General features: G+C 71.2%; 12 protein-coding genes. 6 read left to right on the plus strand and 6 right to left on the minus strand.

Annotation, left to right across the window (positions count from 1 at the left end; translation table 11 throughout):
- The first annotated feature begins 78 nt into the window (after positions 1-78).
- From ABD708_RS17600 to ABD708_RS17610, 3 genes are all read left to right on the plus strand, one after another.
- A complete protein-coding gene (locus tag ABD708_RS17600) occupies positions 79-933 on the plus strand; it encodes a PP2C family protein-serine/threonine phosphatase (RefSeq protein WP_344756924.1) in 855 nt (284 codons plus the stop codon).
- Positions 934-973: 40 nt separating this feature from the next.
- A complete protein-coding gene (locus ABD708_RS17605) occupies positions 974-1,567 on the plus strand; it encodes a hypothetical protein (protein ID WP_344756926.1) in 594 nt (197 codons plus the stop codon).
- A 93-nt stretch (positions 1,568-1,660) separates the two neighbouring features.
- Positions 1,661-4,486, plus strand: a complete 2,826-nt coding sequence (locus ABD708_RS17610; RefSeq protein ID WP_344756928.1) for an FtsK/SpoIIIE domain-containing protein — start codon at positions 1,661-1,663, stop codon at positions 4,484-4,486.
- A gap of 177 nt (positions 4,487-4,663) precedes the next feature.
- Here ABD708_RS17610 and ald read toward each other — a convergent pair whose 3' ends face one another.
- On the minus strand, positions 4,664-5,782 hold the full coding sequence (gene ald, locus ABD708_RS17615; RefSeq protein WP_344756930.1) for an alanine dehydrogenase: 1,119 nt from the start codon (positions 5,780-5,782) through the stop codon (positions 4,664-4,666).
- A gap of 139 nt (positions 5,783-5,921) precedes the next feature.
- Positions 5,922-6,968, minus strand: a complete 1,047-nt coding sequence (locus ABD708_RS17620; RefSeq protein ID WP_344756932.1) for an asparaginase — start codon at positions 6,966-6,968, stop codon at positions 5,922-5,924.
- A 66-nt stretch (positions 6,969-7,034) separates the two neighbouring features.
- Between ABD708_RS17620 and ABD708_RS17625 the strand changes: the two genes are divergently transcribed.
- On the plus strand, positions 7,035-7,523 hold the full coding sequence (locus ABD708_RS17625) for an OsmC family protein (protein WP_344756934.1): 489 nt from the start codon (positions 7,035-7,037) through the stop codon (positions 7,521-7,523).
- Here the strand turns inward: ABD708_RS17625 and ABD708_RS17630 are convergent.
- Positions 7,492-8,292 (minus strand): lysophospholipid acyltransferase family protein, encoded by an 801-nt coding sequence (locus tag ABD708_RS17630; RefSeq protein ID WP_344756936.1) that lies wholly within the window; start codon positions 8,290-8,292, stop codon positions 7,492-7,494. The genes ABD708_RS17625 and ABD708_RS17630 overlap by 32 nt on opposite strands.
- Positions 8,293-8,313: 21 nt before the next feature.
- Positions 8,314-9,240: a hypothetical protein gene (locus tag ABD708_RS17635; protein ID WP_344756938.1), complete on the minus strand. Its 927-nt coding sequence runs from the start codon at positions 9,238-9,240 to the stop codon at positions 8,314-8,316.
- Positions 9,241-9,332: 92 nt separating this feature from the next.
- Here ABD708_RS17635 and ABD708_RS17640 point away from each other — a divergent pair, with 92 nt between their 5' ends.
- Both ABD708_RS17640 and dxr read left to right on the plus strand, forming a co-directional pair.
- A complete protein-coding gene (locus tag ABD708_RS17640) occupies positions 9,333-10,358 on the plus strand; it encodes an FKBP-type peptidyl-prolyl cis-trans isomerase (RefSeq protein WP_344756940.1) in 1,026 nt (341 codons plus the stop codon).
- A gap of 176 nt (positions 10,359-10,534) precedes the next feature.
- Positions 10,535-11,620 (plus strand): 1-deoxy-D-xylulose-5-phosphate reductoisomerase, encoded by a 1,086-nt coding sequence (dxr, locus tag ABD708_RS17645; protein ID WP_344757182.1) that lies wholly within the window; start codon positions 10,535-10,537, stop codon positions 11,618-11,620.
- A gap of 93 nt (positions 11,621-11,713) precedes the next feature.
- On the opposite strand, the gene ABD708_RS17650 is transcribed toward dxr, so the two are convergent.
- Both ABD708_RS17650 and ABD708_RS17655 read right to left on the minus strand, forming a co-directional pair.
- A complete protein-coding gene (locus ABD708_RS17650; protein ID WP_344756942.1) occupies positions 11,714-12,652 on the minus strand; it encodes an NAD-dependent epimerase/dehydratase family protein in 939 nt (312 codons plus the stop codon).
- Between the two features lie 62 nt (positions 12,653-12,714).
- Positions 12,715-13,629 (minus strand): DsbA family protein, encoded by a 915-nt coding sequence (locus ABD708_RS17655; protein WP_344756944.1) that lies wholly within the window; start codon positions 13,627-13,629, stop codon positions 12,715-12,717.
- Between the last annotated feature and the right edge of the window lie 93 nt (positions 13,630-13,722).

The raw sequence follows: 13,722 nt of genomic DNA on the forward strand, positions 1-13,722 counted from the left end.
CGATCGGTGGTGACCGCGGGCGGCTTCACTGACTAGGCTGTCTGCGACCCACGAACGACTCCATCCCGGGAGATCTCTGTGACTCAGATCGGTCGCAGCAGCAGGCGGCACGACATCGCCGTGCCCGAGCACGACGGCGCGCGCATCACGCTGTCGTGGTCTGCGGCGAGCGATCGCGGCCATCGCCGCGCGGTCAACGAGGACAGTGTGTTGGCCCGCGCCCCGATCTTCGCCGTCGCCGACGGCATGGGCGGCCACGAGGCGGGCGACTTCGCGAGCTCCGCGGTCATCACCCGGCTCGCCGAGCAGCTCGGCCGCCGCTTCATCGCCCCGCCCGAGATCAGCGACGCGCTGCGCGCCGCGGTCGACGACATGACACGCGGCGTCGGCATGACCGACCTCGGCACGGGCACCACGGTCACGGGCGTCGCGCTCACCCTGAAAGACAGCGATCCGTACTGGCTCGTCTTCAACATCGGCGACTCGCGGGTCTACCAGCTGCAGGGGGGCGTGCTCGAGCAGCTCACGGTCGACCACAGCATCGTGCAGCAGCTGCTCGACCGCGGGCTCATCACGCAGGCTGAGGCCGAGGTGCACCCGCACGCGAACGTCATCACGCGTGCCGTCGGCTTCAACGAGGACCCGGTGCCCGACTTCTGGCTGATCCCGATCGTGGCGGGGGCCCGCCTGCTGGTCTGCTCCGACGGGCTCACCAAGGAGCTCACCGAGCACGGCATCCGTCATTTCCTCTCCATCGGCACCACGGCGGCCGACACGGCGAACCGGCTGATGGACGCCGCGCTCGGCAACGGCGGCCGTGACAACGTCAGCGTCGTCGTGGTCGACGTGCTCGGAACACCCGAGCTGGCCGCCGTGAAGCCCCGAACTGGGGGCGCAGGAAGGCGGGCGCGGACCGGCCCGGTCACGGCGTGACCTCGGCCGCAGCCCAGGGCGGCGGGGTTATCTTGGGGGCGTGGGGACTGGAGCATTGACCTGCCGCGTCTGCGGAAGCGAGCTCTTCGACGGCGCGATCTTCTGCGGGGAGTGCGGCAGCGCCGTCGAGGTGACGCCGTATCTGCGCAAGCCCATCGATGACAGCCGCCCGACCGACACGCAGGTCGTGACCGCGTCTGTGCTGCGCACGATCAGCGAGTCGGCGGCCCGCCGCAAGGCGGCGGAGGCCCGGCCGGCGGTGATCGAGCAGTCCGCGTTGCCCGACCAGGGAGATCTGTCGACACCCGTGCCGACGTGGGTGCTCGCCGCCTCGACGGGTGAGCGGGTCATCGTCGCCGGAAGCGGCCTCGTCGGGCGCAAGCCGGTCGCCGCAGAGGGCGAGAGCTTCGACCAACTCGTGCCCATCGCCGACAGCGGGCGCTCCGTGTCGAAGACGCACCTCGAGTTCGGCGTCGAGGCCGACGAGCTGTGGGTGCTCGACCGCTTCTCGTCGAACGGAACCGCGATCGTCGGAGCAGACGGCCTGCGCCGCGAGTGCGAGCCCGGCCGCCGCTACCGGGTCGCGCGCGGCTCGCGCGTCGAGATCGGCGACCAGTACCTGATCGTGGGCTGATCTTCCCCAGCACTGCCACGAGATCGCTCGTGTTCTCCACATTTCGGGGGCGCAGGCCGATGACGGATGCCTCACCCGTGCTGTCCTGAGAGCGTGACCACTCCGCTCGCACTCCCGCCGGCGCCACCCGCGCCGCGCCCGTCGCGCATGTCCTGGGCGGCGTTCATCACGCCCATCGTGATGGCGGGCGCGCTCTGGCTCATGACTCGGTCGCCGTACTCCCTCGCCTTCGCGGCGCTCGGGCCCATCGGCGCCGTGATGTCGCTCATCGAGGGGCGGCGGGGCGGCGGGCGCGATCGCCGCGCAGCACAGGCAGAGCGGGCAGCCGAACTCGAGCGGTTGCGCGAGCGTGTCGCGGCATCGCACGAGACGCTGCGGCGCGGGCTGCTGCGCCGGGCACCTGGCGCGGCCGTGGCGATCGACGGGCTCGACGGCTCGGGGCTCTGGAAGGGCGATGAGACGGTCGTGAGCCTCGGTCGCGGCGCGGTCGACAGCGGGCTGGTGCTCGGCGGCGATGCGCGGACAACGGACGAGCTTGAGCTGCAGCGCGCCGCGGCGCGTCTCGATGACGCTCCCGTATTGGCAATGCCGGAAGACGGCATCGCGGTCTGCGGCCCGGGCCTGCTTGCGCGCGCCTATCTGCGCGGCCTTCTCGTGCAGCTCTACGCGGCGCTTCCCCCTGGTCGGCTCGCTCCGCCTGAGCTCGTCGACGCAGCCGGCTGTGCGCGGGGCGAGTGGGACTGGCTCGAGAGGCTTCCTCATGGCGTGGGCTCGGCCTCGGGCGTCGTGCCCCGGTTCGGCGTCTTCGAGGAGGCGCGGCTGGTTCCGCCGGGGTTCAGGGCGGTCGTCTCGCTGGTGTCGCCGGTGGCGGCGACGGTCGAGGTCTTCCCGGGTGCGCCTGCGACGGGAATCGCGGCCGAGCATGCCCCGGTCGAGGCATCCGTCGTCCCTGAGCTCGTCGCGTATGCCGAGGTCGAGAGGTTCGTCGCCGTGCTCTCTTCGCGTGCCGCGGCGCTCGGGCTCGGCGCCGCGACCCGCGCCCTGCCCGCCGAGGTCGCGTTCGGCGACCTGCCCGCGGCCGGTGGCCCCCGGCTCGGCGCGTCGATCGGCCGCACCCTGCACGGCATCGCCGAGCTCGACCTTGTCGCCGACGGCCCGCACGCCGTCGTCGCCGGAGTGACGGGCAGTGGCAAGAGCGAGCTGCTCGTCACCTGGGTCGCCGGCATGGTCTCCGGCCGTTCGAGCGACGAGGTCGTCGTGCTGCTCGTGGACTTCAAGGGCGGCACCGCCTTCCGCCCGCTCGCCGCGCTGCCGCACGTCGTCGGGGTCGTGACCGACCTGCAGCACGGGGAGGCGGCGCGTGCGCTCAGCAGCCTGTCCGCCGAGCTGCGCCGCCGTGAGGCCGAGCTCGCCCGGCTCGGTGCGCGCGACGTGGTCGAGGCGCGCGGCGCACTGCCGCGGCTCGTCATCGTCGTCGACGAGTTCGCCGCGATGATCGACCAGTTCCCCGACTTCGGGCCTCTGTTCGCCGACATCGCCGCGCGCGGGCGCGCGCTCGGCATCCACCTCATCCTCGCGACCCAGCGGCCGGCCGGCGTGATGCGCGACGCGCTGGTGGCGAACTGCCCGCTGCGGCTCAGCCTGCGCGTGCAATCGGATGCCGACAGCAGGTGGGTCGTCGGCACCGACGCTGCGAGCAGGCTCTCGGCCGCGACACCTGGGCGGTGCATCGTGTCGATCGACGGCGCTGCGACCGAGGTGCAGATCGCCCGCACGACGAGCGCCGATCTCGCCGCGCTGGTCGAGGCCGCGCCCGCGGCACCCCCGCCCAAGCGACCCTGGCTCGACCCGCTGCCCGCCGTGCTCACCCGCGCCCAGCTTCCCGAGCGCGCCACCGCCCAGGTGGTCGGCGTCGCCGATCTGCCTGAAGAGCAGCGCCGGGCGATGCTCGAGTTCCAACCGCAGCAGGCCCCGCTGGTGGTGCTCGGCGCGGGGCGCAGCGGCAAGTCGAGCCTGCTGCGGCTGCTCGCCGAGGCCTCGGGGCTTGAGCCGGTCGTCGTCGGCTCCGACCGTGAGCAGGCGTGGGATGCCGTCGAGGCGGCGGCCGAGCGCTGCGAGGATCCCGACGCATCGTCGGCGCCTGCGCTGCTGCTCGCCATCGACGACGCCGACGCGGTGTGCGCGCGTCTGGGCGACGAGTATGCGGCGGTGTGGTGCGAGCGGCTGGCACGGGTGCTGCGCGACGGCCCGGCAGCGGGCGTCTACGCCGTGGTGGCCGCGCAGCGCCAGACGGGCCCACTGCGCGGCGCGCTCGGACTCGCCCGCGAGACAGTGCTGCTGCGTCAGCCGAGCAAGCAGGAGCACGTACTCGCCGGAGCGCCCGCCGAGCTGTGGGACGACGCGGTGCCCGCGGGCGGCGGCGTCTGGCGCGGCAGGCGCGTGCAGTTCCTCGCGCCGCCGCATCTGGAGACCTCGGCGGTCCTCCGCGACGAGGCGCCGGGGGAGCCTCCTGCGCGGGTTCCCCTCGTGCCACCGCGCGGCGGGGCGACGATCGTGGTCAGCCGTGCCCCGGCGCGGGCCGTTTCGCGCGCTCGTGCCGCCGGTCTGCCCGCCGAGGCCGTCGTCGACCTGACGCAGCCGCCGGTCCCCGGCACGCCGACGCCCGAGTCGCTGCTCGAGGACGGCCGGCTTCCGACCGGCGTGCTGGTGATCGGCGACCCCGACGCGTGGATGGGCCGCTGGTCCCTCTTCGCGACCCTCAAGGCACGCCACCCCGTCGTGTTCTCCGGCTGCGACCAGGCCGACGTGCGGGCGCTCACCCGTAGCCGGGTTCTTCCGCCGCCGCTCGCTCCCGGCTCAGGGGCCGGGTGGCTCGTCTTCGCCGATGGGCGGATGCGCCGATGCGTCCTCGCCGCATAGCACCCGCGAAGGATCTCGTGATGCTGAGGCGCCGACGGATTCGTCGCGTCACGCGCGATTCGTCACATCGATGCCGCGGTTTGATGTGACAAAACGTGCGAATGATGACGAATGGGCCGTGAGCACCCGCACCTTGAGGAGCCGCGAAGCGGCGTCTCAAGGTGCCAGCGACGGCGACTACGCCGCGAGAGCCGCCTGCAGCGACCCCAGCGTCAACCCGTGCGCCTCGGCGACGCCAGGGTTCACGACAGCGCCCGCGTACACGTTCAGCCCGAGCGCGAGCGACGAGTCCGCCGACAGCGCGGCCTTCCACCCTCGGCCCGCGATGGCACGCAGGTACGGCAGGGTGGCGTTCGTCAGCGCATACGTCGAGGTCTGTGCGACCGCGCCCGGCATGTTGGCCACGCAGTAGAAGATCGAGTCGTGCACCCGGAACGTCGGGGCGCTGTGGGTCGTGGGTCGGCTGTCCTCGAAGCACCCGCCCTGATCGATCGCGATGTCGACGAGCACGCTGCCCGGCCGCATGCGCGAGACCAGCTCGTTCGTGACGAGCTTCGGTGCCTTCGCGCCGGGGATCAGCACCGAGCCGACGACGAGGTCGGCCGCCGTCACGGCTTTCTCGATCTCGAACGGGTTGGAGGCGATCGTCTTGATGCGTCCCTGGTAGAGGTCGTCGAGCTGGCGCAGCCGCTCGATGTTGGTGTCGAGCACGGTGACCTGCGCGCCGAGCCCGACGGCGGTGGTGATGGCGTTCGATCCGGCGACGCCGCCGCCGATGATCACCACGTCGGCCGGCCGGGTGCCCGGCACCCCCGGAACGAGCAGACCGACGCCGCCGGCGGGCTTCATCAGCGTGTTCGCCCCGACGATCGGCGCGAGCCGTCCGGCGACCTCGCTCATGGGCGCGAGCAGGGGAAGCTGCCGGCTCGGCAGCTGCACGGTCTCATAGGCGATCGCAGTCACGCCCGAGGCGGCGAGCGCCTCGGTCAGCGGCCGATCGGCCGCGAGGTGCAGGTAGGTGAACAGCACGAGACCGTCGCGGAAGTAGCCGTATTCGCTCGCGATCGGCTCCTTCACCTTGAGCACGAGCTCGGCAGCGCCCCACACGGTGGAGGCATCCGGCTCGATCACGGCCCCCGCATCGAGATACTCGTCGTCGGTGATCGACGAGCCCAGCCCCGCGCCCGCCTCGACGACGACCGTGTGGCCGCTGCCGCTCAGGGCGTGCACGCCGGCCGGCGTGATCGCCACCCGGAATTCGTTGTCTTTGATCTCGCGGGGAATCGCGATGCGCATGTCGCTCCTGTCGTAGCCGGCCGGCCTCGTGGGCCGAGGAACAGGCTAGCGAAAATAGGCGAGATCGACAGCATCAGAGACGATCTGCGACGGAATCCGTAACCTGACCGACTCAGAAGAGCGGAATCGGTTGCCGCACTCAGACGACCGGGCGCACTTCGCCGACCGGGCGGCCGCCGCCGAGAACCGGGCTCACGACATCGGGCAGCACGGCCGCGACGGATGCCGCAGGCAGCGCCCCCGCCTTCACGAGCAGCGTGAGCGCGACGACCGTGGCAGGCCGGTGCGCGCCGTCGAGCACCTTGAGCGCGACGGTCGTCCCGTCGGGCGCGGCGACGACGAGCAGCCCTTCAGCGCCGCGCTTGGCGAGCACTCCGAGCCGCTCGACGAGCACGCTGTCGCTGCGCCCCTGGCCGTGGATCGCCCACGGGAAGTCGCGGATCGCCTGCGTCACCGCGGCCGCCTTCTTGTAGAGCGGGAAGGGGGAGGCGGCCTGCGCCGTCGCCACCCGCTGGATGCCGCGCGCGAGCCCGGTCAGCGTGATGGCGAAGGTCGGGGCGCCGCAGCCGTCGACCGCGAGGTTCGAGACTTTCTCGCCCGTGAGCCGCTCGATCGTGTCGACGATGTGCTTCTGCACGGGGTGCTCCGCGTCGAGGTAGCCCTCGATCTCCCAGCCGTTCGCGACGCAGGCGAGCAGCATGGCCGCGTGCTTGCCGGAGCACTCCATGTAGATCGGCGAGGGGCCGCCGCCGCTCGCACGCACACCGGCACGGGCATCCGCGTCGGCCGGCATCACGGCCGGGCACTGCAGGGCGCTCTCGGGCAGGTTCGCCTTCGCGAGGATGCTGCGCACGGCCTCGACATGGGCCGGCGTGCCCGCGTGGCTCGCCGAGGCGACGGCGAGCTCGACGCCCTCGAGCTCGGCCCCGGCCGACAGAGCTGCGAGGGCCTGCAGCGGCTTGAGCGACGACCGCCCGAACACCGGCGCGGCGGGGTCGCCGACGGTGCGCAGCAGCGCGGCGTCCTGCCCGAGCACGACCGCGCTTCCCGCGTGCCGCGACTCGACGAAGTCGCCGCGCACGACGACCGCCAACTCGGCGGAATCCGCGAGCGTCGCGGTCGCCTCGGCCCTGCTCGTGACGCTGGTCAGGTCGGAGAGGCCATGGCCGGGCGTGGGTGAGCTCATGCGGAAAGTGTATCGGCGACCCCTGCCCCGACCCGGGTGCCAGGCGGTGGGTGACAGACTGGCGGCATGGCACTCGAGCACCACTACGCCGTGACCGTGAGCTGGAGCGGGAACCGCGGCACCGGCACCAGCGGCTACCGCGGCTACGGCCGCGAGCACACCGTCGCCGCCGACGGCAAAGCCGACATCGCGGGCAGCGCCGACCCGGCGTTTCGCGGCGACGCCGAGCGGTGGAATCCTGAGGAGCTGCTGCTCGCCGCGCTGTCGCAGTGCCACATGCTGAGCTACCTGCACGCCGCCGCGACCGCGGGCGTCACGGTCGTCTCGTACGAGGACGACGCGATCGGCACGATGGCGCAGACGCCCGACGGCGGCGGTCATTTCACGTCCGTCACGCTGCGGCCGCGCATCGAGATCACGGATGCCGCGCAGCTCGCGCTCGCCGAAGAGCTGCACGCCGAGGCGAGCCGCATGTGCTTCATCGCCTCCTCGGTGAACTTCCCCGTCGAGCACGAGCCGACGACTACCGTCGTTCGTGGGGAAGCATCCGCCTGACCCGCTCGACGGTGCCGCTCGGCGGCGCCTCGTTGTAGCTGCCTGCGAGCTCTTGCCCCGACAGCGCCTGGATCGCGGACATGATCTCGTCCGTCGCCTGTCGTCGGGCCCTGCCCGAGTCGGCCGAGCCCAGGTGGGTGAGGTCGAGCGGCTTGCCGAACTCGATCGTGATGCGCACCCGGCGTGGGAACTTCGCCCCGACGGGCAGGAATTCATTGGTGCGCTTGAGCCCGACTGGAACGACGGGGGCACCGGTCGTGAGGGCGAGCCATGCGGCGCCGGTGCGCCCCTTGTACAGCCGCCCGTCCAGTGAGCGCGTGCCCTCGGGGTACAGGGCGAAGGCATCCCCCGACTCGATGATGCGCCGCGACTGATCGAGCGCCGCCTGCGCCGCGCTGCCCGCGCCACGCACGACCGGGATCGCGCCGACCGAGCTGAAGAAGAGGCGCTGCAGCCGGCCGCGTGCGCCGGTGCCGTCGAAGTACGAGGACTTCGCGAGGAAGCGCACCCTCCGCGGCGCGACCATGGGGATCGCGACGGAGTCGATGAACGACAGGTGGTTGCTGGCGATGATGACGGGGCCGTGCTTCGGCACATTGTGGCGCCCGATGACCCGCGGGCGGAACACCATCCGCGCGAGCGGCGAGATGGTCAGCCGAGCCAGGGTGTAGAGGCCCCGGTTGGTGTGACGGATGTCGGGCTCCTCCGCGACCTCGAGGTCGGGCTCGCCGTCGTCCGCCGCCTCGGAGGTGTCAGCTTCGAGTGCCATTCCGCCAAGGGTAATCGCAGATCAATTCCTGGTGCGGCATGCGATCCCGTCCACATGGTCGAGGCAGGGCCCCCACCACTCCGGGAATCGGACCGCCCGCGAGTCGCCGAACCACACGTTGTAGAGGCGGAAGAAGTTGAGGTTGCCGTAGGCCGCGCACCGATCGGCGGGGCCGTCCGGGTGGGCCTTCGTATGGGCATCCGGCTGATACGGCGTGTAGAGGTACAGGCTCGCGGTCGCCTGGTTGGCGATGTGGACGACGGATTCCCCGCACGACGCCTCCGGCGAGTACCGCAGCTTCGCCGTTCCCGGCCGGATCGACCAGTGATCGTGCGGGTTCGCGTACTCGCGGAACTGCCACGCCGCGGAGTACAGCTGATTGAAGAATCCGTAATATTTCGCCTCGCACTCACCCGTGTCGGGGCAGGCGTAGCCGGTCGCCCGCTCGTAGCCGTACGCGCTCGGCCGGGTGATGAGCGACTGCTCCTTCTGCACCAGGACGAGCAGCACGCGCGGGCTGATGCCGCACGACCGCGCGACCTTCGACACGATGGCGGCCGCGGTCTCGTCTGCGGCGCCCGGATAGCGCGCGCAGTTGCTGTTCGCCGGGCGTGTCGTGGTCTTCTGGTTGAAGAAGGCGAGGCAGGGGGAGTTGTCCTGCGGAACGCAGGGCATCTGAAGCAGCCACTGCTGGATGCCGGCCTGCGTCATCGCCTGCGCGTTGTAGAACGCGTCGTCGCTGATCAGCTCCCCCGCCTGGAACGAGGGAATGGACGTCGTCGCAGTGAGGTGCGTCGCGCGGGGCTGCTGCGCCGCGCGGCTCGAGGCGACGGTCTGCGCCGTCAGAACGGAGAGCGCGACCACCATGATGAGCAGCACCGCCGTGGCGGCGGCTCGGGCGGCCCAGACACCCCGGCCTGCTCGGAACGCGAGTCGGCTCAGTTGCACGCGCCCACCATACGTGCACCGCGTCTTGATCTTCCGGATAGGTCCGTACGGCAGACTGGGAACCTCACCCACCCCGATCGAGAGTTCTTTCCGTGCGCAAATCCGCCTCCATCGCCGTTCTCGCGGTGGCCTCCGCCCTCCTGCTGACCGCCTGCTCGGGTGGCGGCGACTCGAAGGCGAAGAGCACGCCGAAGTCCACTTCGAGCGCCGCGGCCGTCTCCGGCTGCGACGTGAAGTCGGGCTCCGCGTCCGACAGCGTCACGGTCACGGGTGACCAGAAGTCCGCGCCGAAGATCACGTTCAAGAAGGGCATCTCGGCCAAGTCCGAGCAGCGCTCGGTGCTGATCACCGGCAGCGGCGAGAAGGCGCAGGAGGGCAGCGCCGTGACCATCGCCTTCACGGCGTACAACGGCACGAGCGGTGACCCCATCAGCGACCCGGTCGGCTACGACACCTCGCAGGACCCGTACCTGGCGCAGCTCGGCCCGAACAGCTCGCTTCCGCTGTTCAACGAGGCCATCGAGTGCCTGCAGGCGGGCTCGCGGGTGGCTTACGTCGCGCCGGCGGCGACCGCCTTCGGCGGCGAGAGCAACCTCTCGCAGACGGGGCTCACGAAGTCCGACTCGGTCGTCATGGTGGCGGACGTGCTCAAGGTCGTCCCCCAGCCGGCCATCAGCAAGGCCGACGGCGCAGCCCAGCAGCCCGCCGCCAACTTCCCGACCGTGAAGCTCGCCGGCGACGGCACCCCGACCATCACGCTTCCCAAGACGCAGAGCCTCGGCAAGACGACGACCGATCTCGAGGTGCTCAAGAAGGGCACGGGCGCGACTGTCAAGGACGGCGATGTCGTCACCGCCCACTACATCGGCATGGATTGGACGACGGGCAAGGTGTTCGACTCCAGCTGGTCGCGCGGCAAGCCGTCGCCCTTCCTCACCGATCAGGTGGTCAGCGGGTTCACCAAGGCGCTCGTCGGCCACACGGTCGGCTCGCAGATCGAGGCCGTCATCCCGCCGGCCGAGGGCTACGGCAGCCAGGGCAACTCGCAGGCCGGCATCGGCGCCACCGACACCCTGGTGTTCGTCGTCGACATCCTGGGCACGACCGCCGCGCGCTGACCGCGCTAGCGTCGTATCGTGCATCGCGAACCCAGCCATAGCGACGCGGCGGCGTGTACGGCGCGTCGCGCGCAGCCGCTCGCACAGCGATGGCCCGGTGGGCCATCGCGCGCGGCTGCGCCGAGCGAGCTGTGCTCGCGAGGAACTCGCGCCGGGCTAGGACCGGCGCGATGAATATACGCCGTGTCCTGATTCTCGGCTCCACCGGCTCGATCGGAACGCAGGCGCTCGACGTCATCAGGGCGAACCGCGACCGCTTCGAGGTCGTGGGGCTGGCGGCGCGCACGGATGCCGCAGGCCTGGCCGCCCAGGCATCCGAATTCTCCGTCGCCCACACTGCGCTGGGAGCGGCCGAGGCCGAGGCGCTCGTGCGCGAGGTCGACGCCGACGTGGTGCTGAACGGCATCACCGGCTCGGTCGGCCTCGGCCCGACGCTCGCGGCGCTCGAGACCGGCCGCACGCTGGCGCTCGCCAACAAGGAGAGCCTCATCGTCGGCGGCTCGCTCGTCACCGAGCTGGCGAAGCCGGGGCAGCTCGTGCCCGTCGACTCCGAGCACTCGGCGCTCGCGCAGGCCCTGCGCTCGGGCACGCACGACGAGGTGCGGCGGCTCGTGGTGACGGCATCGGGCGGCCCGTTCCGCGGACGCAGCCGCGACTCGCTGGCATCCGTCACTCCCGCTGAGGCGCTCGCGCACCCCACCTGGGACATGGGCCTCATGGTCACCACCAACTCGGCCACCCTCGTCAACAAGGGCCTCGAGGTGATCGAGGCGCACCTGCTCTTCGACGTGCCGTTCGACCGCATCGAGGTCACGGTGCACCCGCAGTCGGTCGTGCACTCGCTGGTCGAGTTCGTCGACGGCTCGACGCTCGCCCAGGCGAGCCCGCCCGACATGCGCCTGCCGATCTCGCTCGGCCTCGACTGGCCGCACCGCGTCGCGGGCGTCGGCGTGCCGCTCGACTGGACCCGCGCTCACTCGTGGACCTTCGAGCCGCTCGACGACGCCGCGTTTCCGGCGGTGGCGCTCGCGAAGCGCGTCGGCGAGGCCGGCGGCACCTACCCCGCGGTGTTCAACGCGGCGAACGAGCAGGCGGTGCACGCCTTCCACGCGCGGCAGATCGGATTCCTCGACATCGTCGACACCGTGCAGCGTGTCGTCGACGCGCACGCACCCGAGGGCTCGCTCACCCGCGAGTCCCTCGCCGCCGCCGAGGACTGGGCCCGCGCGACCGCCGACCAGCTCATCGCGCGCTCGCGCTAGCCCGCCCGACTGCTTCGAACGGTCACCTCTGCGCCGGATCTCCGCCCTCACGACGCAGCGGTGACCGTCCGGCGCAGTTGAGAGTGGTCCACCCTAGAAAAGCTTGCGGTAGCTCTGGGCCGTGTCGCGCAGGGCCTCTTCCCACGGGGTGGCGTGCACCCCCAGCATCCGTTCGGTCTCCGCTGCGTCGATGACGAACGGATGCCGGAACTGATAGCTCTCCTCGAGCACGCCGCGCATCATGGGGCTGCCGAGCGCCATGGTGCGCAGCACCAGCTGCGGGATGCCGGCCACGTGCCCGCGCGTGCCGAACCAGTCGTCCAGGGTCGCGGCGATCTCGGTGCGGGCATGCGGCTCGCCGCTCGGCACGTGCCAGACGCGGCCCCATTCGCCGTCGTAGTCCGCGGCGGCGACGAGCGTCGTCGCGATGTCGTCGAGGTAGCTCCAGCTGTGCGGCGCCGTCGGGTCGCCGACGACGCGCGCGGTCTTCGACTCCATGATCGGCACGAAGAAGCCTTCGCCGAGATGGGCGGTGCCCGACGACCCCGCGCCGAAATAGTCCGACGCGCGCACCTCGACCCCGCGCAGTTCGCCCGCGTCGTGCGCCGCCTTGACCGCCTCCCACCCCGCCTTGCGGATCAATCCTTTCGGGCTCGTCGTGAGCTCGGGGGAGTGCTCGGTCATCGGTCCGTCCTGCTGCCCGTACGGGTAGAGATTGCCCATCACGACGAGCCCCGCGCCGGTGCTGTGCGCCGCGCCGATCGCCGCGCGGAAGATCGGCGGCCACGTCTTGCCCCATTCTTCGGCGCTGTAGACCGCGGGGTTCGCGCACAGGAAGATCGTGCGGGCGCCCTCAGCGGCGGCCGTCAGAGCCGCCGTGTCCGACGCGTCGGCGGTGACGGGTCTCGCCCCGGGCAGCTCCGTGCCCCGGCGGGTCAGCAGCGTGACGGCGTCGCCGCGGTCGATGAGCAGTCGTGCGACGCGGCGGCCGATCAGGCCCGCGCCCACCACGACGTGAGCCGAGCCGGACATGGCAGGAGGCTAGCCCGCGCCGATGGCGGCGGGCCAGCCCCCTGCGTAATCGTTGGCTGTGCTCAGCCCGCTGGCGTGGGCGTCGGGGAGGCGCTCGCGGCGGTCGGCGACCAGCCCGACACCGTCGACTTCACGAAGTTCGCGAAGATGGTCGGGTCGGTGAGGTTGTTCGCGGTGCTCGAGGGGTACTGCTTGCCGTTGACGATGATGGTCGGCGTGCCGGTGACCTGCGTCAGGCTGGAGTTCGGCACGCTCGTGCCGTGCATTGCACGGTTCGTCGCCTTCCCGACCCAGCCGACGAAGGTCTGATTCTTCACGCAGTCGCTGATCCTGGTTCCACTAGCGCCCCCGGATTTGAGCGTCGCGATGATCTGTGCATCCGTGCGGCCGTTCGTGCCCTCTTCCGGCTGGTCGTCGTAGAGCGCCTTGTTCACGGCGAAGAAGTCCTGCGGGTCATAGTTCGCGACGCACGCGAGTGCGTTGGCGGCGCGCGTCGAGTACTTGTTGCCGCTCGAACTGGAGTCGAGGAAGGAGATCGGATGGATCTCGAGCGTCGCGGTGCCGGCGTCGAGCCACTGCGAGAGCTGCTCGTCGTTTGCCTCTTCGAACTGATCGCAGTACGGGCACTGCAGGTCCTGGTACAGCGTGATGTGAGCTTTGCCATCGTCCGGCTGCGTCGTCGGGGTGGGCTTGCCGTTGTGCGGGATCGCCGGGGTGGCCACGTACTGCGTGGTGCTCGTCAGCAGGAATCCGTCGCTGATCATGTTCTTCGGCCCGGCGTTCGACGTCGGCTTCGAGACGTTCACCACCACGAGCACGACGATCGCGATCACCGCGATGATGGCGACCCCGATGCTGCCCTGCACGATGAACCGGTTGCGGCGCTGCTTGCGCTTCGCCTCCTCCCGCATGATGCGGGCTTTCTCACGGGCGGCGTTCTGGCGCTGCGCCTTCGTCTGGCGCTCGGGATTCGTCACGAGGCACAGCCTAAATGAGCAACGGATGCCGAAGCTGCGCGGGCGCGTCACACATAGCCGTCTTGCGGGAGGTTCAAAGGCGGCGCCGCTACA

The sequence above is a fragment of the Gryllotalpicola koreensis genome (assembly GCF_039538185.1).
GTDB classification, from domain to species: domain Bacteria; phylum Actinomycetota; class Actinomycetes; order Actinomycetales; family Microbacteriaceae; genus Gryllotalpicola; species Gryllotalpicola koreensis.